Genomic DNA, 20,179 nt, shown 5'->3' with positions numbered 1-20,179 from the left:
TTCCGCTTGAGCGGAACCGTCCCGCCGCCCTCCGTCGTTCCGTACCGTACGGGGCGACGGAGGAGGGTGATCGCTGTGGCACGGCTGCGACTTGGCCCGCTGCTGAGACATGTCGACGGGGCGGGCGCGACCATCTGGGTCGAGGCCGACCGGCCCTGCACGGCCGAGGTGCGGTGCGCGGACGGGGCGGCGGGCACGGCCCGCACCTTCCAGGTCGCCGGGCACCACTACGCCCTGGTGCCGGTCACGGGCCTCACGCCGGGCACGGAGACGGCGTACGAGGTCCGGCTCGGCGGCAGCGTCGTGTGGCCGCCGCCCTCGTCGCCGTACCCGGCGAGCACCATCCGCACGCCCGTCGCCGACCCCGAGGCGGTCCGCGTCGCCTTCGGCTCGTGCCGCTGGGCCGCGCCGCCCGCCGACGGCCACGACCCCGTGGGCCCCGACGCCCTGGACACGCTGGCCGCGCGGCTCGCCGCCGACCCCGCCGCCGAGCGCCCGGACGTGCTGCTGCTCCTCGGGGACCAGGTGTACGCGGACGAGACGTCCTCGGCGACGCGCGCCTGGCTCGCCGCCCGCCGCGACCTGTCCGAGCCGCCGGGCGACCAGGTCGCGGACTACGAGGAGTACACCCGCCTGTACTACGAGTCCTGGCTCGACCCCGAGGTGCGCTGGCTGCTGTCCACGGTGCCCAGCTGCATGATCTTCGACGACCACGACATCATCGACGACTGGAACACCAGCGCCTCCTGGCTCGCCGAGATGCGCGCGACGCCGTGGTGGCGCGAGCGCGTCCTCAGCGGCCTGATGTCGTACTGGGTGTACCAGCACATAGGCAATCTGCCGCCCGCCGAGCTGGCGCGCGACGAGGTGTACGCCGCGGTGTGCGCGGCGCCCGACGGCACGGACGCGCTGCGCGCCTTCGCCGCCGCGGCGGACGCGGAGCCGGGGGCGGCCCGCTGGAGCTACCGGCGCGACTTCGGCCGCGTACGCCTGCTGATGGTCGACACGCGTGCCGCGCGCGTCCTGGACGAGGACCGCCGCGCCATGCTCGCCCCCGAGGAGGCGCGCTGGCTGCGCGAGCAGGCGCTCGACGGCGGCTGCGACCACCTGCTCATCGGCACGTCCCTGCCGTGGCTACTGCCGCACCTCATCCACGACGTGGAGGGGTGGAACGCCGCGCTGTGCCGGGGCGAGCGCGGCGAGCGGTGGGCGCGGTTCGGGGAGCGGCTGCGCCGCCGGGCCGATCTGGAGCACTGGGCGGCGTTCCCCGCGTCGTTCGAGGCGCTCGCCGCGCTGATCGCCGAGGCGGGGTCGGGCGTGGGCGCCCCCGCGACGGTGTGCGTCCTGTCCGGGGACGTGCACCACGCGTACGTCGCCGAGCCCGTGTGGCCCGCGGGCTCCGGGCCCGACGCCCGCGTCCTCCAGCTGACCTGCTCACCCGTGCACAACTCCGTACCCGCGTCGATCCGGGTGGGCTTCCGCTTCGGCTGGAGCGGGGTGGGCCGCTCTCTCGGGCGGCGCTTCGCTCGCCACGGGCGGGTCGGGCCCGCCGGGGTCTCCTGGCGGAGGGCCGGGGGGCCTTGGTTCGGGAACCAGTTGATGACGCTGACGCTGCGGGGGCGGGGGGCGGTGCTGCGGCTCGAACGGTCACGGGTCGCCGAGGGCGGCGCGGCCCGCCTGGAGCCGATCCTGGAGCGCCCCCTTACTTAACCCCCCCACCCGCCCGCCCTCATTGCCGCTCCGCGGCTCGTCCTCAAACGCCGGACGGGCTCAACCTGCGCCCGCGCCCCCCTCTGTCCCACCCGCCCGCCCCCTCCGGGGCGAGCGAGTGGGACCAACCCGAGGACGAGCCGCGGAGCGATGATCCAGCCCGCCCGGCGTTTGAGGGCGAGCGCGCCAGCGCGACAAATCCAGCCCGTCCGGCGCTTGAGGACGAGCGCGCAGCGCGACAATCAAGCCCGTCCGGCGTTTGAGGACGAGCCGCGAAGCGGCGATCACTTCGGGTGGGTGCGGCGGTAACGCCGCTCCCAGCGCTCCTGACGCTTCCGCCGGACCTTGTACTCGTGGTACGACGTGGGGGCCCCGCCCACCCCGGGCGCCTTCGCCGAAGTACCGCCGAGCGGCCCGTACTCGGCGGGCCGCCGATCGTGGCGGCGGACCATGAGGTAGACGATCACCCCGGCGAGCACCCACAGCAGCGGCTGCTGGAAGCCGAAGACGAACAGGATCAGAAGCAGGACGACGGTCAGTACGGTCACGGATGAACCTCCGCTCGCGGAACGCGGGGGCCGGGCGCGGATCACGGGTGAGCACGGCGGACCCGGCGGGCACCGGGAGTACCGGCAGCACCGGAGGGCGGCGCGGAGCGGCTGGCTCCGGAGCGCGTGCCCCTCCCCGGCGGGATCGTGCGCGGGGAGTCGGCACCCCGCCCCCCGCCACCGCCCGCTAGCGCTCGACGGACGCCTCACGCACGGCCTTGTGCGCGTGCTTGAGCCTCATCCGGGTATCCACCGCCTCCGGTCCCGAAACCTGCTCCCAGAAGCGGTGGCCCGTCACGAACACCACCAGCTCCCGCTCCCGCTGGCGCAGCTTCTCGACCTCCGCCTGCTCGTCCGGCGTCCAGCCGGGCGTCGCGGGGCGCACGACCTTGCGCCAGCCCTGGTCGTCGTGGAAGCCGTCGTGCGGCTCGACCGACCACGGCAGCCGCTTGAGCAGGGCGTGCAGCTCGGATCTGACCTGGTGCAGCTCCTCCTGACCGGCGAGGAGGTCGCTGGGGAACTCGGGCGGGGTCGACTCGGACACGGCGTAATGCTACTCCTGTTCGAATTCGATGTGCCAAGCTTGAGGCATGTGCCGCAGCATCAAGACTCTCCGCCCGCCCGCGATTCCCGAGGAGGCCACCGAGGACGAGATCCGGGCCGCCGCGCTTCAGTACGTCCGCAAGGTGTCCGGGTTCCGGGCGCCCGCCGCGCACAACCGGGAGGTGTTCGAGCGGGCCGTCGACGCGGTTGCCGTGGCTACGGCGGAGCTGCTCGGGGGGATCGAGGTGCGCGGCGGCCGACGCGGGGCGTAACCCTCGCGGGGGCGCCCCAGACCCGCCCCTTCCCGAACCAGGGGCGGCTGCCCCTGGCACCCCGCTTTCATTGGCGCTCCGCGCCTCGTCCTCAAACGCCGGACGGGCTGAAACTCTGCCGCGACCGGCACCATCCCCCCCGGCGAGGGGCCGCTAAGGCGTGGGTGCCGCAGCTTCTCTGGGGCGGCGGACCAGGTACGCCGCCGCGGCGCCCGCGGCGAAGAGGGCCAGGACGGAGACACCGGTCGCGAGCCACGTCGCGCCCAGCCACTGCCCGCCGAAGTACCCGAGCCCCACGCTGTACCCGGCCCAGGCGACGCCCGCCAGCGCCGACCAGGGCAGGAAGTCGCGCACCCGGCGGTGCGCGGCGCCCGCGCCCAGGGACACGATGGAGCGCCCGGCGGGCGCGAAGCGGGCGATGACCACGAGGACGCCGCCGCCCCGCGAAAGCGCCGCGCCGAGGCGTTCCTGCGCGCTGGTGAGGCGGCGGGAGCGGGCGATGGCCCGGTCGAGCCGCTCCCCGCCCCGCCGGGCGACCCGGTAGGCGACGAGGTCGCCGAGCACGGACGCCGTCGCGGCGCAGAGCAGCAGCAGGAGGAGGTCCGGCACGTCGCGCGGCACGCGCCCGGTGCCGGAGCCCGCCGCGGCGGCCGCGGTCGCCGCCGTGATCACGAGCACCCCGCTCGGCAGCAGCGGCAGGAAGACGTCGAACAGCACGGAGACCGCCACGACCGCGTAGATCCACGGGCTCGCGGTCAGCGCCCCCACACTCTCCAACACCCAGAACTCCCCGTGACTCCCCGGTCGGCAACACAGCGCCGCGATGTGGCGGGGAGCGGCGGGTGGCGGCCTGACGACAGCGGTACAGCGTACGCCGAGGAGTCGCCCGGAGATCCACGGGGGGCTCAGGTGTTCGCTAGATCACGTTCACCGGCGCGCCCGCCGCCGTGCTCGGTGGTGTGTACACCGTCCCGAGTACCCCTGTGCTCACCTGCGAGTTGGCGGCTTGTCCGGCGGGCGCGTGTGACGGGGCGTACGGTGGTGACTGCCCGTACGAACAGTGACAGAGCGCCTGGAAGGGGCGCTGACCTGGCGATACGAGGAGCTTGCCATGGTGGCAGGAGTGCTGACCTCGGCCGTGACGGCGATGATGCTCGCCGCGGTCGGAACCGGCGGAACCAGCGGAACCACCGGCGGCGGAACGGGCGACGACAGCGTGGAGGTCCGCGCGGAGGCGCGGTTCGCGCCTCCCAAGGCCTTCGTGCCGTCGTCCGCGCTGACGTACAACCAGGAACTCGTACCCGCTGGCTCCTGGATCCAGGTGACCCAGCGCAGCGATCAGCGCGGCACCCGCGTCTCCTTGCGGGTGAAGGGCATGGAACCGAACTACAAGTACGGCGTGCACGTGCACCAGAAGCCGTGCGGCGCGGACCCGGCGGCGGCCGGTGGGCACTACCAGAACAAGCCGTCCACCGATCCCGGTGACGTCAATCCGGCCAACGAAGTCTGGCTTGACTTCACCGCCCGGCGCGACGGCTCCGGAGCCTCGTCCGCGTACCACGACTGGGGCTTCCGGCGCGGCGAGGCGGCGTCCGTCGTGCTGCACCGCGAGCAGGGCGGCGCGGGTGAGCGACTGGCCTGCTTCAGCGTGCCGTTCGCACCGCAGCCTGAGAAGTAGCGGCCGCGGGCCCACCACGCACCACGGGCGCCCCCGGTCCCGTACGCGGACATCGCCGTACGGGGCTGGGGGCGCCCTTCGCGTGCCGCGGTGCCGCGGCGGCGCGGTGGTGGCTCAGGCCGCGATCGGCGTGCGGCCCGAACCCTCGCTGTCCGCGGCCGAGTTCCGGCCGCGCTCGCCGCGCGCCGCCGCGATGAGGCGGTCGAGGCTGAACGCGCCGGAGCCGGTGAAGACGAGCAGCAGCAGGGCCCAGCAGAACATCGCCGAGGGCTCGCCGCCGTTCTGTATCGGCCACAGCTCCTCGGGCTGGTGGACCTTGAAGTAGGCGTAGGCCATCGAGCCGGACGAGATGAGCGCCGCCGCGCGGGTGCCGAGGCCGAACATGACCAGGGCGCCGCCGACGAGCTGGATCACGGCCGCGTACCAGCCCGGCCAGGTGCCCGCGTCGACGGTCGCGCCGTTGCCGTCCACGCCGCCGAACCAGCCGAACAGGGAGGAGGCGCCGTGGCAGAAGAAGAGCAGCCCGACGACGATGCGGAAGAGGCCGAGGACGTAGGGCTGGGCGCTGTTCAGACGCTCAGTCATGGGGGACTCCTTCGGTCATGAACGGTTCGGGGACGTGAACCGGTCGAGACTCAGAAGATTAGGTGCGCCTAATTAGTACTTGCAACTTCAACATCTGAGTGTTTCATGAGAATCCCCTGTATCCGGCCGCCGCAGGTGTCCCGCGCCACGTGGGGTTCGACCGAAAGAACCGTTGCGTTCACGTGCCGATCGGTGCTTCTGGTCTGGACCAAGTACGGGTCGGGGGTTCCGGGGCGGGTCCGCGACCGCCGGGCGCGCTGCCCTCGGAGCCGCGGTTCTCGGCCGTCGCCGCGCGCAGCGCCGCCCGTGCCACGGCGTCCGCGTCCGACAGCGTCACCGAGTCCACGCCCGGCCGCGCCCCCGCCGCCGTCACCCAGTGCACGCCCTCCGTCGGCACCCCCAGCGCGAACCTCCGCGGGTGCGCCCGGCCCCCGCGCTCGACCAGGCGGTAGGGGCGCGGCGTCACGTCGAGCCCGCCCGTCTCGTAGCCGTCGACCGCGTGCGGGCGGCAGCGGCCGTCGCGCAGCAGCCCCGCGAGCAGTTCGTCGCCGGTGCGCCGCAGGTCCGGCTCGGGCAGCCGCGCCTCGACGAGCGCCGTGACGCGGACGTCGGAGCCCGGCACGTCCGGCGAGCGCGCGAGGAACGCCCCGTCGGCCGCCCGCACGTCGAGGCGCGGCCCGACCACCTCCACCACGCCCGCCTCGACCAGCGCCGCCAGCTGCTCGATCCGGTGCCGGGGCGGGCCGATCGACAGGAAGGCGTTGAGCGGGGTGTACCAGCCGTCGAGGTGCTCGCGGCGGGAGGCCCCGGCGATGCCGCGGTGGTCGACGACGAGCCGCAGCTCGTTGCGCAGGTCGCGCAGCACGTCGAGCGCCGCCTTCAGCGGGCCCGCGACGTTGCCGAGCGCGGCCTGCGCGGCATCGGCCCGCAGGTGGTCCAGAAGCCAGGCGCGGAAGTCGCCCGGCGAGCGGAACGCGCGCCCCGCGCAGGGCCGTTCGAGCCGCTCCCAGGACCAGCGGTCGGCGGCGGCCACCGCCGACTCGTCCAGGAGCGCGGCCTCTTGGGGCGAGCCGTGGGGCGCGTCGAGGAAGCGGTCCCGGAAGGCCCGCACGGGCCCGGCCGGGCCGCGGGCGCGCAGCAGCGCCTCGTAGTAGACCGTCTCCACCTCCTTGGCGACCAGCGGCCACACCTCGGCCAGGAAGTCGGGCGGGTCGCCGCTGTCCGCGCGCTTGCGGAAGCGGGCGATCACGTCGGCGGTGAGCACGGCGGGCTCGTGCCGCCCGTAGGGGCCCTTCGCGTTGTCGCCGCGCGCCTGGTAGGGCACTCCGCGCCGCGAACCGGCGTACAGCTTCGGCTCCTCGCCCGAGGCGGTGTAGCGCAGCACGCCGTCCGGCGTGCGCGCGTACCGCCCGCCGCGGCCCTCGGTCAGCAGCGCCATGTGGTCGAAGAAGTTCAGGCCGAGCCCCCGCAGGAGGACCGGCTCGCCGGGCGCGAGGGGTGTGAGGTCCACGTCGGCGGGGTTGGCGGGCGGGACGTGCCGCAGGCCGTGCCGCGCGGCGTGCTCGCCAAGGCGCCGCACGGCCGCCTCGGGCGCGGCGGGCAGGTGCCCCTGCGCGAGGACCACCGCCGAAAGCCCCGTCAGCGCCCGGGAGTTGTCGAGTACGAGGGTCTGCGGGCCGTCCGCGTCACCGGCCGCGTCGGCCAGGCGCACCGCCCGCGCCGCGTGCACCTCGACGCGCACCGCGTCCGGCGCCGTGCGGACCGTCTCGGCGAACACCCACTCCAGATAGCGGCCGTAGTCGGCGCGGGTCGGATAGTCGTCGGGGCCGAGCCCTGGGAGGTGCCCCCGCGCACCCCACTCGTACAGGCTCGGCCCCGGTCGTATCGGCCCCGCGCAGTCCACGCTCGCGTCGGTGAACAGCGTCACCTGGCAGGCCACGGTGTTCATCAGGAGCTGCGGCGCCTGCGCGGTGCGCCACACCCTGCCGGGGCCCGGCGGCGAGGGGTCTATGACGTGGATCGTCATCCGCGTCCCGGGGGCGAGCAGTTCGGCGGCCGACGCGCACAGGCGCTCCAGGACGCTCGTGCCGCGGGGGCCCGCGCCGACGATGGCCATGGCGACGGTGGGCGGCGTTGCGGCGTACGACAAGCGGGGCTCCCTTGGCGGATGAGGTGCGGGAAGCGGACGGTGCGCCTCATCATGCCGGTCGGGGCGGGGCCGGACGGGCGGTTCGGGAGAAAGGCCCCGCCGGGCTCCCGGGGCGCCTGTCGCGCCCGGAACGCCGAGGACCCCCGGCCGTGCTCGGCCGGGGGTCCTGGTCCTGGTGGGCGCGGACGGTTTCGAACCGCCGACATCTGCCTTGTAAGGGCAGCGCTCTACCCCTGAGCTACGCGCCCGGGACGGTTCGACAGCCTACCTTGCCGGTGGCGGTGACCGGCACACCCACCGCGGGCCCCCCGGGGGGGACCTGCCGGGGCCGGGGGATATCCCCACCCCGGATGCGGGAGGACGCCGGATCGTCCGGGGGCGGGGCGGTGCCTAGCGTCGTAGACGTGCTCGCGGGAGGGACCGCGGGGGCACCGGGATCACGGGACCAGGGGAGAGTCATGAGCACCGTCCACAGCCGTCGTCCGCGTCCGCGCGGGCTGCGGGTCCTTGTCGGGATCGGCTCGATGGCGGCCGTGTGCGGGCTCGTCGCCGCGTGCGGGGCCAGCGCCGACGACGACTCCGATCCCGAGCACCGCTCCTTCGCGCTGCCGGGCCGGACGCTCACCATCGACTCCGACGACTCCAGCCTTGAGGTCGTCGTGGCGGACGGCACGGACGGCACGGACGCGAAGAAGGTGCGGGTCACGCGCTGGTTCGACGGGCGTACGGTGTTCGGCTCGGATCCCGAGATCAGCTGGGGCATGGACGGCGACCGGCTCTCGTTCCGGATGAAGTGCCGCGGCGTGATCAGCAGTTGCTCGGCCAAGCACCGCGTGGTGGTGCCGCGCGGCGTCGCCGTGACCGTCCTGTCCGCCGACGGCCCGGTGACCGCCCGCGGCTTCGACGCGCCCCTGAAGGTGCGCAGCGCGGACGGCTCCGTGACCGTCAAGGACGTCGGCGGGCCCTTGGACCTGCGCAGCCAGGACGGGTCGGTGAACGCCGTCGGCATCACGTCCAAGCAGGTCAGCGCCAGCTCGGCGGACGGCTCCCTGCGGCTGGACCTCAGGGCCGTGCCCGACCGCGTACGGGCCCGCACCCAGGACGGCTCCGTCACCATCGGCCTGCCGGTGCGCGAGGGCGGCGCGGCCGCCGGGGGCCGGGGGTCCGCGGCGTATCGCGTGGACGCCCGCAGCGTCGACGGCGGCGTCGACGTGTCCGTGCCGCGCGACGGCCGCAGCCGCCACCACGTGTCCGTCAGCAGCGCCGACGGCGGGATCACGGTGCGCGCGGCGAACTGACCGGCCCGTGTGTTCGTCCTTAACCGGTGGGAGAATGTGACACCGGCCGGGCAGGGCGGACGACAGCACGGGAGTGGGACAGTGACGGCGACATCACCGCAGGCAGCAGCGCGCCGTCGTCCTGTCCGCCGGGTGCCGGGCGCCGCGCGGGCCCTGCGCGACACGCTGACCCTGGTGGCGCTGCCCCTTCCTCTGCTGCTCGCCGCGGCGCTCCCCGCGGCGTTCGCCGGTGGCGGCACGCGGCGGTGGTTCGGGGGGCGCGGGGAGGGCCTGCGGGCCGACGCCCAGGCCGCCAAGGACGCCGCGGCGGCCGCGTTCTACGAGCTGGACACCGCGCAGCGGGACCTGCGGATCTCCATCGAGACGATCGTGGCGGTGGACTCCTCCCCGCCGCCCGCAAGGCCGCCGCGGACTTCGAGGCGTTCGGCCGCCGCATCGACGAGGTCAGCCACCAGTACATCACCGCCGTCGACGCCCACGACCTGGACCGCGACGACCTGGAGGCGTCCGCCGCCGCCCGCGCCCGTACGGAACTGACGCAGGCCAGGGACGCGCTCGGCCGGGCCAAGCAGGACCTGGACGGCTTCGCGCGGGGGCTCGGGCCGCTGCTCGACAAGGCGGAGACGCAGCTCGCGCGGCTCGCCCCGGGCGTGGAGCGGGCCCGGCAGACCCTGCTCGCGGCCAGCAACGCCCTGGACGCGGCCCGCGCCTCGGGGCTCAGGGCCGACGACCTGGCGGGGCGGCTCGCCCAGCTGGCGCCCGAGCTGACCAAGCTCAACCAGGGCGCCGGGCAGCACGGCGTGCCGGAGACCCTCCAGCGCGCCGACCGGGTGGCGCGCGAGGCCGAGGCGATCCGCGCGGAGGCCGAGCGGCTGCCGGAGCGGGCCCGCGAGATCGACCGGCGCCTGGTGTCGCTGCGTACCCGGGCGCAGGCCCTGACCACCCGCAGCGAGCAGGTGCGGCCGGTCCTCAGCGAGCTGCGGCGCCGGTTCGCGGCGGCCTGCTGGCAGGACCTCCAGCGGGTGCCGGAGCAGACCGAGGAGACCGTGCGGCAGGCCGAGGCCAAGCTCAACGAGGCCCAGCGGGCCCGCGAGGAGCAGCGCTGGCCGGACGCCACGGCCCTGCTGACCACGGTGCGGGCGCTGCTGAACGCCACGGACGAGGCCGTGTCGGCGGCCGGTGACCGGCTGCGCAGGCTCAACGAGGTCGCCAAGGACCCGGGGGGCGAGATCGAGCGCACCCGCTTCGCCGTCCGCGACGCCCAGCGCCTGGCCATGGCGGGCCGCCAGCGCCCCGACCCGCGCCACGCCCGCCCGCTGGACGACGCCGTGGCCCGCCTGGACCGCGCGGTCGCCGCCCTGGAGGGCCGCCACCCCGACTACTGGCACTTCCTGACCGAGACGGAGGCGGTGCGCGCCGCCGCCGCGCGCGTGGTGGCGGCGATCCGCGAGGAGCGGGGCCAGGGCGCACCGGGCGCCTAGGCCCGGCCGCTCTTGTTGGCGGTCAGCGGCTCACGGGCGGATGCTGGAGGTGCGTACGTATACGTGTGGCGCGACATGTGACACTCGCGGCCCACGTGTCATATCCGCACGGACAGAAGGTGCCACCTCTCCGCACAGAAAGAAGGTGCCGCCTCCGTACGGACAGAGGTGTCACCTCCGCACGGACAGAGGTGTCACCTCCGTACGGACAGAAGACGGCGGCCTCCGCGCGTACGAAGGAGGCGGACATGGCCACGCATGCGCTTCATCCGCGTCATCCGAGCCCCCGGCCCCGGGCCCGCAGACGGCGCGTCACGCTGGACGAGCACCTGCCCGTCGACCACCGGCTCAGCACCGTCTACCGCTTCGGCGCCGGTCTGATGGGCCTGGTCCTGCTGGCGTTCGGGATCCTCGGCCTGATCGACAAGGTCGGCTTCTTCGACACCCGCGGCGACACGGTCGCGGGCCTGAACACCAACGGCGCGCTGAGCGTGCTGTCCCTCTGCGTGGGGCTGCTGCTGTTTGCCGGGATGGTGATCGGCGGCAACTTCGCGTCGACGCTCAACATGGTGCTCGGCATCGCGTTCCTCCTCAGCGGCTTCGTCAACCTCGCCCTGCTCGACACCGGCCTCAATGTCCTGGCGTTCCGCATCCAGAACGTGCTGTTCAGCTTCGCGGTCGGGCTGCTGCTGATGGTGTTCGGGATGTACGGGCGGGTCAGCGGGAACCTGCCGCACGACAACCCGTACTGGAAGGCCCGCCATCCGGACCGGGTCCGGCACGCGCGGTGACGTCCGGGGGCCCGCGTCGGCGGGCCCCCGGACCTGTGCGAGCCTGGGGGCATGACGGACTTCCTCACCGCCCTGCGGGCCCGGCGGCTCGTCGCCATCGTGCGCGGCTCGGACCCGGAGGCGTCCTTCCGTACGGTGATGACGCTCGCCGAGTGCTCAGTGCCGCTGGTGGAGGTGTCGCTGAGCGGCACCGGCGCGCTCGGCGTGCTGCGCCGGGCGCGGGCGGAGCTGGGGGCGGACGCGTGGCTCGGCGCGGGCACGGTCCTGACGGCCGACGACGCGCGGGCCGCCGCCGACGCGGGCGCCAACCTGATGGTCACGCCCGGCCTCGGCGCGGGCGTCGACGAGGCGCTGCGCCTCGGTCTTCCGGTGCTGGCGGGGGTGCTCACGCCGACCGACGTGATCGCGGGCGCCGCGGCGGGCGCCACGGCCCTGAAGGTCTTCCCGGCGTCGGCCGTGGGCGGGCCCGCCTATCTGAAGGCCCTGCGCGGCCCGTTCCCCGGGCTGCCGTTCGTGCCGGTCGGCGGTGTCGACGCGCCCGCCGCGGAGGCGTATCTGGCGGCCGGGGCGACCGCGGTGGGCGTCGGCTCCCCCTTGATCGGGGACGCGGCGGACGGCGGCGACCTGGGGGCGCTGCGGGAGCGGGCGGCGCGGTTCGTGGAGGTGTGCGGGTGAGCGGGGCGGGCACGGCGGACGGATCGGGCACGCGGGTTTCGCCCGGGGCGGCGGGCGGCCCCGTCACGGACGTCCTCACGTTCGGCGAGACCATGGCCGCGCTGCGCGGCAGCGGGCCGCTGCGGCTCGGCGGGACGATGGAGCTGTCCGTCGCGGGCGCCGAGTCGAACGTGGCGATCGGGCTGGCCCGGCTCGGCCACCGGGTGCGCTGGGCGGGCGCGGTCGGCGACGACGAGGCCGGTGAGCTGGTGCTGCGCACGCTGCGCGCCGAGGGCGTGGACGTCGCCCTGGCCAGCCGGGACGCGGGCGCCCCGACGGGTCTGCTGCTCTTCGAACCGCGCCTTCCGGACGTGACGCGGGTGCACTACTACCGCACCGGGTCGGCCGGTTCACGGCTCACGGCGGACGCCGTGGAGCGCGCCTTCACCGCGGGCGGGCCGCCGCGCGTGCTGCATCTGACCGGCATCACCGCGGCGCTCGGCGAGGCGCCGCGCGCCGCCTGCGAGCGCGCCCTGCGCCTGGCGCGCGAGCACGGCACCTGGGTGTGCCTGGACGTCAACCACCGCTCCCGGCTGTGGAGTCGCGACGAGGCGGCCGCGGTGCTGCGCTCCTGGGCGCCGTACGCGGACGTCCTCATCGCCTCCGACGACGAACTGCCGCTGTGCCTCGGCCCGTCCGATGGCCCCGTGGCCGACCTGCCGTCGCAGGCCAAGGAGTTGCTGGGGCGCGGGGTCAGCGAGGTGGTCGTCAAGCTGGGGGCGCGCGGCGCCACCGCGTACACCGCGCAGGGCGAACTCCACTTCCCCGCGCGGCCGGTGCGCGCCGTCGACCCCGTCGGCGCCGGGGACGCCTTCGTCGCCGGATACCTCTCCGCGCTGCTCGACGGCGTGGACGCCGCCGGGCGCCTGGACCGGGCGGTGACGTGCGGCGCGTTCGCGGTCGCCGGGCGCGGCGACTGGGAGGGGGCGCCGACGCGGGCGGAGCTGGGCCTGCTCGGGGAGGGCGACGGGACGGTCGTGCGCTAGCCGCAGCAGCCGCCGCCGCAGCAGCCGCCGCCCTGCCGGGGCGCGGGGGCCGGGCCCGCCGCCGTGCCGCCGACCGCCACGGTCGACAGCAGCTTCACGGTGTCCTCGTGACCCGCGGGGCAGGCGGCCGGGGCGGACGCCTCCGCCATGGGTCGGCTCAACTCGAAGGTGTCGCCGCAGGAGCGGCAGCGGTATTCGTAACGAGGCATGCCGCTAGGTTACGCGGTCTGCCGGGCGAGCTGGATGGTGCCGGTCACGGCAGGGTTTTCAGCCCGTCCGGCGTTTGAGGACGAGGCCGAAGGCCGATGCACGGGGGTGCCAGGAGGCTGGCCCCCTAGCTTCGGGAAAGGGGCGGGACCGGGGCGCCCCCCGCGAGGGCCCCCGCCAGGAACGCCCGCGCGATCGCCTCCCCGGCGGCCACCCCCACCTCGGGAACCACCGTGAGCCCGGGCGCAGCCCACCCGGCGTCGGCCAGCTCCCCGTGCGAGGGCCGCCACGCCCGGTCCGCCGCCGCGAGGAGGTCCGCGTCGAGCAGCGAGTCCCCGGCGGCCAGCACCTCGTCGGCCCCCACGCGCCGCGCGACCTCGCGCATCGCCGCGCTCTTGGTGAGCGGCCGCGGCACGGCGTACACCTTGCGCCCTTGCAGGGACACGGTCCACCCGCGTGGCTCCGCCCACGCGGCGAGTTCCTTGACCCACCCCTCGGGCAGCAGGGCGCGCTCGACGACGAGGTAGGCGAAGAGGTCGTCGGCGACGCGCTCCTTGAGCAGCCAGGCCGGCCCGGCGGCACGCACCAGATGGGCGCGCACCTCGGCGAGGGGCGCGCACTCCGTGGCGAGGCGCCGGTCGACGGCCGCGCGCCACGCGGGGTCGGCCACGCCGTCGACGAGCAGCTGCCCGCCGTTGGCGCAGATCGCGAAGCGGGGCGCGGGGCCGGGCAGGTGGACGCGCCGGTACTGCTCGGGGGTGCGTGTGGTCGTCGGTACGAAGACGGCGGTGCGGGCCAGCTCGTCGAGCAGCCCGGCGGCGGCTTCCGTGACGTACGACAGCGGCCTGCCCTCGTACACCTCGACGCACAGCAGCCGTGGCGCCTCGGCGTCGGGCACGCCGAGGGCGAGGGCGGCGGCGGAGTAGATGAGGGTCCGGTCGAGGTCGCTGGCGACGAGCCGGACGGGGGCGGTGCTCACGCGGCGGTCACCGCCTTGCCGTCGGCGCCGGTCGCCCCGCGCGTGTAGCGGGGGTGGATCAACCCCACGCAGGTGTAGGGCAGTTCGGCGACCTCCTCGACGGGCACGCCGCGCTGCTCGGCGAGCAGCCGCACGTGGTCGAGGTCGGCGCCCGCCCCGGCGCGGGCGAGGATCTTCCACGGGACGCGGCGCAGCAGCACGCGGGTGGTCTCGCCGACGCCGGGCTTGACGAGGTTCACGTCGTGGATGCCGTACTCCTCGCTGATCCGCTCGACGGCGGCCCAGCCCTCCCAGGTGGGCGCGCGGTCGGCGGACAGGATCTCCTTGACCCGGGCGTCCACTGCGTCGCCCACCTCGTCGAAGCGGGCGGCGACCGTCGCCACGAAGTCCCCCGACACGTCCGCGTCCGCCAGCTCGCGGTAGAACTTGGCGCCGTGGAAGTCGTCGGGCCCGACGAGGTCGGCGCGCAGCACGGTGCGCGATATCAGGCCGGACACCGTGGAGTTGAGGCAGGCGGAGGGGATGAGGTAGTCCTCGCGGGTGCCGTAGGTGCGTACGCAGGAGCCGGGGTCGGCGAGCACGGCGAGGTCCGGGTCGAAGCCGGTGGCGCCGCCGGATGCCTCGAACTCCCGTATCGCGTCGGCGAGTTCGCGGGTGATGGCGCCCTTGCCGGTCCAGCCGTCGACGAAGACGACGTCGGCCGGGTCGTGGTGGGCGGCGAGCCAGCGCAGCGCGTTGGCGTCGATGCCCCGGCCGCGCACGATCGACACGGCGTAGTGCGGCAGGTCGAGGCCGTGCCGGTGCCGCGCCCAGCGGCGCATCAGGACGCCGACGGGGGTGCCCGCGCGGGCCAGGGACACCAGGACCGGGCGGGGCGAGCGCTCGGCGAGGACGGTCTCGGTGACCGTGCCGACGGCCGTGGCGACGCGGGCGGCGGAGGCGTCGAGCGCGGCGCGGAACAGCTCCTGGTACTGGGCCGTCGGCTGGTACTCGACCGGCAGCGACTCGGCGTAGTGCGCGCCGCCGCTCTGGATGGCCTCCTCGCGCTCCTCGGTGGGCGCCTCCAGCGTGACCGCCGACAGGTCCTGGAGCAGCCAGCCGACGTCGTCGGGCGCGTACGAGGAGAAGGCGGGGCCGCGGAGCGGATCGGGCAGCACGGAGGGCGACCTTTCGGGGGCTTCAAGAGCTTCGGCGGCGTCGGCGGCTTCGGCAACGCCAGCGGCGTCGGCGGCTTCGGCGGCTTCGGCGGCTTCGGCGGCTTCAGGGACGTACGAGGGGACCACGGCGAGCAGCACCCGCCCGGTGTGCGCGGACAGCTCGGCGAGGAGGCCGCCCGGGGCGTGCAGCGCCGGTGTGTCGGCGACGGAGTCCACGACGGCGACGACCGCGTCGAAGCCGCCGCCCGCCACGTTGTAGGCGTAGCGCGGGCCCGGCCCGTCGGCGGGGTCGTCGTGCGCGGGGAAGGTGAGGCGGGTGCGGATCGCGTACCCGGGGTCGTCGACGGGGAGGACCGGCGAGCGGGTCGTGGTGGAGTAGCGGACCTCGGCCGCGTCCCCGAGCGAGCCCTCCAGGGCGACGCCGAGCGCCAGCGGCGCGTACATCAGCTCCTCGAAGCCGAGGACGAGCACGCGGCGCGCCCCGGCGGGCAGCGCCCGCGCGATCCGCTCGGCCATGCCGGGCAGGGCGGCGTCGAGGCGGGCGCGGTGCGCGGGCGTGAAGCCGTGGCGGCCGCCGTCGGGGACGCCGTCGGGCCAGCCGAGGTCGACGCGCTTCAGGAGGGCGCGGCCGTGGGGGGCGCGGTCGGCGGCGGGAGCGCGGCCGTCGGAGGCACTCCCAGCGGGAGCGTGCCCAGCGGGAGCGTGCCCAGCGGGAGCGTGCCCAGCGGGGGCGTGCTCGGCGGCAGCGCGCCCGGCGGTGCGGGGCGCGGACAGGCCCGGCGCGGGCGCCGCGCCACCCTCACACACCACGTCCGCCTCACGCACCGGGTCCGTCCCGCAAGCCCCGCGCGCCCCGCGCGCCCCGCGCGCTTCGTGCTCGGCGACCAGCGCCTGCCCCTTCTCCAGTACGCCGTCCGGCAGCCGCACCGTCCCCGACGCCAGCGCCACCAGGTCGACGCGGGCGCCGATCTCATGGGCGAACGCGGCGAAGCGGTCCCGGTCCGCGGGCGCGCGCATGTCGACGAGCGCCACGATGACGTACCGCTCGCGCGGGAAGCGCTCGTGCAGGGCGCGGATGGTGTTCAGGACCGTGTTACCGGTGGAGAACTCGTCGTCGACGAGGACCAGCGCGCCCGCGGTCGCGAGCAGCTCCGGGTCCTCGGGAAGCAGCAGGTGCGAGGTGGCGTGCGAGTGGGACTCCTCGAAGCCGCCCGCGCGCGGCACGCCCGGGACGGGGCGGCGCGTGGAGTGCAGATAGGGCGCCGCGCCGACGCCGTCGGCGACGCAGTGGCCGAGGCCGGTGGCCGTCTCCGCGTACCCGAGCACGACCGCGCGCCCGGACTCGTCGGGGCCGAGCAGCTCCCGCACGCGCAGGCCCAGTTCGTACCCGGAGCGCCGCACGACGGACGGCAGCTGCGGCACGTGCTTGCCGAGCACGTTCGACACCAGCAGGTGCGCGCGCTTGGGGTTGCGGCGCAGCGCGAGCCCGAGGAGGTCACGCAGCTCCTCGTCGCCCACGAGTTCGACGCCGAGCCGCCGCGCGACCCAGCTCCCCGACCACTCCACGATGTTCGTTCCCAACCTTCCGGCCGTGAGGCCTTCGAACCTTCGGACTCGGTCCTTCAACCGGAGAGCCCGGCGGTGAGCAGCTCGACGAAGCCGACGTCCTCGCGCGCGACGCCGAAGACCTCGGCCCGCAGCAGGGTCCGCTCGGCCCAGGCGCGGTGCGGCTTCACTTCGTTCATCTTGTTCGTGTACGCGGACCGCAGCACTCCGCCGCCGTTCCGCTCGGGGCGCAGGATGTCCTGCGCGTCGCTGTACTCCTCGTGGCTGACCACGGACAGGGCGTGCACGGGAAGGACGTGCGAGGGGTGGATGCAGGTCTTGCCGAGCAGGCCGTTGGCCCGGTCCAGCTCGACCTCGCGCAGCAGGCCGTCCAGGTCGTGCTCGATGAGGGCCTGCCGCAGCTCCTCGGCGCGGACCTGGAGGAAGGGGCTCTGCCGCAGCTGCGGCTTGAACATGCGCTGCTGGACGCGGAAGTACTCCCAGACCGGGCCGGTCACGGTGAAGCCGGTGCCGTCGGCGCGGCCGAGGTGGTTGACGACGTCGGCGATGACGGAGGCGACGATCTGGACGTCGTACGCCGTCATGTGCGGCGGGCGGCGCAGGCCGTAGGCGGAGCAGAAGTCGGTGACCCCGAGGCGGAGCGCGAGCACCCGGTCGCGGTACTTGTCGACGGTGCGGGCGATCCCGGCGACGGTCTCGGCGCGGGTCTCCAGGTACAGCAGCTGCGGGGACTCCAGGACCGGCATCGCGAACAGGCGCCGCCCGGTCGCGGCCTCCGCGGCGGCGAGCGCCTCCAGGAACGGCACGCCCCGCTCCTCGGTGAACTTCGGCAGGACGAAACCGGAGAGCAGCCTGACCGCGGGCCCGAGCCGCCGCGCCAGATCGGGAATCTGCTCCGGGGTCCGCACGCGGACGAACAGCAGCGGCAGCTCGTCGCCCGCCGTGTCGGCCGTGCCGCCCGCGTCGGCCGCGGCGCCCGCGTCGGCCGCGTGGGGCCCGGCCAGCTCCGTGAGGTTGCGTACGACGTTCTCCTCGGCGGCCGGGACCTCACTGTCCTCGATCGAGTCCTCCAGGCAGAGGACCATCGAGATCACGCCACGGCGGGCCTGCTTGCGGATGTCATCGGCGAGCCGCTGGCGGGTCGCCGGGCTGTACAGCGTGGCGCCGAGCGCCGCGGCGAGCAGCTGAGGCGGGGAGTCCGCGGTGAAGGCACACGGCTCCCGGTGGAAGAGGCGCGACCGCACCTCTGGGGCTATGTGCCCGAAGTGACGCATGAGATTCCCCTGCAATTCTCCTGATATCGCCCAAACCGCCGACGCGATCCGAAGTGATGTGGCCGGTAATAGTACGTAAGGGCGGGTGTCAGGGGTTCCCTCCGGACATGACATTCAGGTAACCCGGCCATGGCGCACACGTCGGCACCACAACGGCACAGTCGGGCGTCATAGGCCAAGCCGGTCAAGACGGCCCAGGGGAAACCAGGAGAAACAAGGGAAACAAAGAGCGCCAAGGCCTGACAAGTCGGGAGGCTGTCCGAAAACATTCGGTGACTCGGGAAGGTCCGGCCGCGGACGCGTCCGGGAGGCCGGAGACTGACGGTCCGGGAGGGCGGAAACCGGTCCGCGCGGCACACCGGAGCGCCGCCCCCGCGTTGTCCCGCTCCGGACAAAGAAGGCAGGATGACCGCATGACGCACGCGATGTTGAAGGGGTCGAACATCCCGCTGGAGGCCGCCGCGGTCCGCGCGGTCCTGCGCTGGACCCCGGGCCAGGGCTCCCCCAGCGTCGACGCCTCGGCGCTGCTGCTCGGCGCCGACAGCCGAGTGCGCTCCGACGAGGACTTCGTCTTCTACAACCAGCCGCGCCACCCCTCGGGGAAGGTCTGGCGCGTGGGCCAGCGGCGCGTCACCGAGGGCACCGCCGTCCATGTGACCGACACCGTCCAGGCGGACCTCGCGGGCCTCGAAGCGGCCGTCGACCGCGTGCTCCTGGTCGCCTCCGCCGACGACGTGCCCTTCGAGCAGGTGCGGGAGCTGCGGATCCTGCTGTACGACGCCTCGCCCGCCGCCGCTGCCGGTGAGCCGCTCGCGTACTTCGACATCACTCCGCAGACCGGCGCCGAGACCGCGCTGATCTGCGGCGAGCTCTACCGGCGCGGCGAGGGCTGGAAGTTCCGCGCCCTGGGCGAGGGCTACTCCAACGGTCTGAAGGGCCTGGCCAGCGACTTCGGCATCGCCGTGGACGAGTCGGAGGCCGCGCCGGAGCCGACCCGGGACGCCTCGCACACGGCCGCCCAGGGGCCCGCCCAGGGCGGCCCCGGCGCCCCGGCCCCGGGAACCGCGGGAGTCCCGGGAGCCGCGGGAGTCCCGGAGACCTCCGAGCACCCCACGCACCCGCAGCACCCCCAGCCCCAGCCCCAGCCGCACGTCCACGCCCCGTACCCGGCGGCCCCACCCGCCCCCGTCACGGCCCCCGGCCCCGCGTACGGCTACCCCCCGGAGCCGCCGCGCTACCCCGCGCCCCAGCCGTCGTACGGCTACCCGCAGCCCGCCCCGGCCCAGCCCCCGGCGGCGCCCCAGCCCGCGTACGGCTATCCGCACCCGGTCGCGCCGCCGCCGGTGCCGGACCCGAACTTCCGGCTGCCGCCGCAGGGGCCGCAGTTCCTGCCGCGCTGAGCGGTCCGGCGGGGCGTCAGCCGGTCTTGGTCTTGTAGCCGCGGCCCCATTGGAGGCCCCAGCCGTAGAGCCGGTCCAGCTCGGCCTGGAAGCCGTAGACGTAGCGCACCTCGCGGCGCACGATCAGGTCGTCCTTGTTGTTCTCGATGACGAGGACGGCGCAGGAGCGGGCCTGGGGGGCGCGCTCCTCCAGGTCGATCTCCACCCGCGGGCCGTTGCTCGGATAGAGCGTCACCTTGGCGTGGGTGCGGTCGAACGCCGGGGTCTGGTCGTAGATGTAGACGAACACCAGGAGGCGCTTGATCGACTCCCGGTGGTCGAGGTTGACGTACAGCGTCTCGCCGGAGCCCGAGCCGAAGCGGTCGTCGCCGCTGCCCTTGACGTACGGCGGGGAGTTCAGGCTGCCGAAGAAGTTGCCGAGGGGCTGCACCACGCCCTTGGAGCCGTCCGTCAGCTCGTACATGCAGCCCAGGTCGAGGTCCACGTTGACCATGCTCTGCGTGTGCGCCTGGACCGGCTCGGGCTGGAACAGCTTCAGCGGGTGGCGCAGCAGCCCGCCGCCCCCGCGCTTCTTGCCGATGAGGTCCGAGGTCCGCATCTGCCAGGTCAGCGTCACGCGGAGGTTGCCGCTGGCCGCGCCCTGCTTGGTGAGGGAGACCGTCGGGTGCCGCTTGGTCAGCTCGATGGCGTTGGTCGCGGCGCTGCCCGCCGCGAAGTCCATCGCGCGCCCCGGCCGCAGACCGTCGAAGAAGCCCATTCCGCCCCCAAAGAAAGTACCCCTGGTGCCGTCTTGCCCGTGCTCGCACCTGCTTGCCCGCGCTTGCCCGTGCCATAGGGCAGC

General features: G+C 74.8%; 18 protein-coding genes, 1 tRNA gene and 1 pseudogene. 9 read left to right on the top strand and 11 right to left on the bottom strand.

The window, feature by feature from the left end; all coding sequences use genetic code 11:
• Positions 1-75 precede the first annotated feature (75 nt).
• A complete protein-coding gene (locus ACOBQU_RS27410; RefSeq protein ID WP_423634747.1) occupies positions 76-1,710 on the top strand; it encodes an alkaline phosphatase D family protein in 1,635 nt (544 codons plus the stop codon).
• 284 nt (positions 1,711-1,994) lie between these two features.
• Here the strand turns inward: ACOBQU_RS27410 and ACOBQU_RS27405 are convergent, their stop codons facing one another.
• Entirely contained in the window at positions 1,995-2,258 is a 264-nt protein-coding gene (locus ACOBQU_RS27405) for a hypothetical protein (RefSeq protein ID WP_423630485.1), read from the bottom strand.
• A 187-nt stretch (positions 2,259-2,445) separates the two neighbouring features.
• Positions 2,446-2,802 (bottom strand): hypothetical protein, encoded by a 357-nt coding sequence (locus tag ACOBQU_RS27400; protein ID WP_423630484.1) that lies wholly within the window; start codon positions 2,800-2,802, stop codon positions 2,446-2,448.
• A 46-nt stretch (positions 2,803-2,848) separates the two neighbouring features.
• Here ACOBQU_RS27400 and ACOBQU_RS27395 point away from each other — a divergent pair, with 46 nt between their 5' ends.
• A complete protein-coding gene (locus ACOBQU_RS27395) occupies positions 2,849-3,073 on the top strand; it encodes a DUF2277 domain-containing protein (RefSeq protein ID WP_423630482.1) in 225 nt (74 codons plus the stop codon).
• A gap of 153 nt (positions 3,074-3,226) precedes the next feature.
• On the opposite strand, the gene ACOBQU_RS27390 is transcribed toward ACOBQU_RS27395, so the two are convergent.
• Positions 3,227-3,853, bottom strand: a complete 627-nt coding sequence (locus tag ACOBQU_RS27390; protein ID WP_423630480.1) for a DedA family protein — start codon at positions 3,851-3,853, stop codon at positions 3,227-3,229.
• Positions 3,854-4,184: 331 nt separating this feature from the next.
• Between ACOBQU_RS27390 and ACOBQU_RS27385 the strand changes: the two genes are divergently transcribed.
• Complete coding sequence (locus ACOBQU_RS27385) at positions 4,185-4,751, top strand: superoxide dismutase family protein (protein ID WP_423630478.1); 567 nt, start codon at positions 4,185-4,187, stop codon at positions 4,749-4,751.
• A gap of 114 nt (positions 4,752-4,865) precedes the next feature.
• Here the strand turns inward: ACOBQU_RS27385 and ACOBQU_RS27380 are convergent, their stop codons facing one another.
• The 3 genes from ACOBQU_RS27380 to ACOBQU_RS27370 form a co-directional block, all read right to left on the bottom strand.
• Positions 4,866-5,336 carry a DoxX family protein gene (locus tag ACOBQU_RS27380; RefSeq protein WP_423630476.1) on the bottom strand — a complete coding sequence of 157 codons (471 nt, stop codon included), beginning with the start codon at positions 5,334-5,336 and terminating at the stop codon, positions 4,866-4,868.
• Between the two features lie 178 nt (positions 5,337-5,514).
• Complete coding sequence (locus ACOBQU_RS27375; RefSeq protein ID WP_423634745.1) at positions 5,515-7,452, bottom strand: FAD/NAD(P)-binding protein; 1,938 nt, start codon at positions 7,450-7,452, stop codon at positions 5,515-5,517.
• Between the two features lie 206 nt (positions 7,453-7,658).
• Positions 7,659-7,733: transfer RNA gene (locus tag ACOBQU_RS27370), tRNA-Val, on the bottom strand.
• A gap of 210 nt (positions 7,734-7,943) precedes the next feature.
• Here ACOBQU_RS27370 and ACOBQU_RS27365 point away from each other — a divergent pair.
• The 5 genes and pseudogenes from ACOBQU_RS27365 (at position 7,944) to ACOBQU_RS27345 (ending at position 12,755) form a co-directional block, all read left to right on the top strand.
• A complete protein-coding gene (locus tag ACOBQU_RS27365; protein ID WP_423630474.1) occupies positions 7,944-8,783 on the top strand; it encodes a DUF4097 family beta strand repeat-containing protein in 840 nt (279 codons plus the stop codon).
• 81 nt (positions 8,784-8,864) lie between these two features.
• A pseudogene (locus ACOBQU_RS27360) lies at positions 8,865-10,264 on the top strand (hypothetical protein).
• Positions 10,265-10,512: 248 nt separating this feature from the next.
• A complete protein-coding gene (locus ACOBQU_RS27355) occupies positions 10,513-11,055 on the top strand; it encodes a DUF4383 domain-containing protein (RefSeq protein ID WP_423630472.1) in 543 nt (180 codons plus the stop codon).
• A 51-nt stretch (positions 11,056-11,106) separates the two neighbouring features.
• A complete protein-coding gene (locus ACOBQU_RS27350) occupies positions 11,107-11,730 on the top strand; it encodes a bifunctional 4-hydroxy-2-oxoglutarate aldolase/2-dehydro-3-deoxy-phosphogluconate aldolase (protein ID WP_423630470.1) in 624 nt (207 codons plus the stop codon).
• Positions 11,727-12,755, top strand: coding sequence for a sugar kinase (locus ACOBQU_RS27345; protein ID WP_423630468.1), 1,029 nt, complete (start codon positions 11,727-11,729; stop codon positions 12,753-12,755). The genes ACOBQU_RS27350 and ACOBQU_RS27345 overlap by 4 nt, the downstream gene beginning before the upstream one ends.
• On the opposite strand, the gene ACOBQU_RS27340 is transcribed toward ACOBQU_RS27345, so the two are convergent.
• The 4 genes from ACOBQU_RS27340 to ACOBQU_RS27325 all read right to left on the bottom strand — a co-directional run bounded on the left by ACOBQU_RS27340 (position 12,752) and on the right by ACOBQU_RS27325 (position 17,938).
• On the bottom strand, positions 12,752-12,964 hold the full coding sequence (locus ACOBQU_RS27340) for an FmdB family zinc ribbon protein (protein ID WP_423630466.1): 213 nt from the start codon (positions 12,962-12,964) through the stop codon (positions 12,752-12,754). The two genes, ACOBQU_RS27345 and ACOBQU_RS27340, sit on opposite strands and share 4 nt — an antisense overlap.
• Before the next feature lie 125 nt (positions 12,965-13,089).
• Positions 13,090-13,941, bottom strand: a complete 852-nt coding sequence (locus tag ACOBQU_RS27335) for an HAD family hydrolase (protein ID WP_423630464.1) — start codon at positions 13,939-13,941, stop codon at positions 13,090-13,092.
• Positions 13,938-16,679 (bottom strand): phosphoribosyltransferase, encoded by a 2,742-nt coding sequence (locus ACOBQU_RS27330; protein ID WP_423630462.1) that lies wholly within the window; start codon positions 16,677-16,679, stop codon positions 13,938-13,940. The genes ACOBQU_RS27335 and ACOBQU_RS27330 overlap by 4 nt, the downstream gene beginning before the upstream one ends.
• A gap of 41 nt (positions 16,680-16,720) precedes the next feature.
• Positions 16,721-17,938, bottom strand: a complete 1,218-nt coding sequence (locus ACOBQU_RS27325; RefSeq protein ID WP_423630460.1) for an HpcH/HpaI aldolase/citrate lyase family protein — start codon at positions 17,936-17,938, stop codon at positions 16,721-16,723.
• A gap of 413 nt (positions 17,939-18,351) precedes the next feature.
• Between ACOBQU_RS27325 and ACOBQU_RS27320 the strand changes: the two genes are divergently transcribed.
• On the top strand, positions 18,352-19,338 hold the full coding sequence (locus tag ACOBQU_RS27320; protein WP_423630458.1) for a TerD family protein: 987 nt from the start codon (positions 18,352-18,354) through the stop codon (positions 19,336-19,338).
• A 16-nt stretch (positions 19,339-19,354) separates the two neighbouring features.
• On the opposite strand, the gene ACOBQU_RS27315 is transcribed toward ACOBQU_RS27320, so the two are convergent.
• Complete coding sequence (locus tag ACOBQU_RS27315; RefSeq protein WP_423630456.1) at positions 19,355-20,095, bottom strand: TerD family protein; 741 nt, start codon at positions 20,093-20,095, stop codon at positions 19,355-19,357.
• Positions 20,096-20,179: the final 84 nt, after the last annotated feature.

The sequence above is a fragment of the Streptomyces sp. G45 genome, from assembly GCF_049542095.1.
GTDB lineage: Bacteria > Actinomycetota > Actinomycetes > Streptomycetales > Streptomycetaceae > Streptomyces.
Note: the sequence above shows the minus strand (reverse complement) of the source record. Positions and strands in the feature narration are given on the sequence as shown.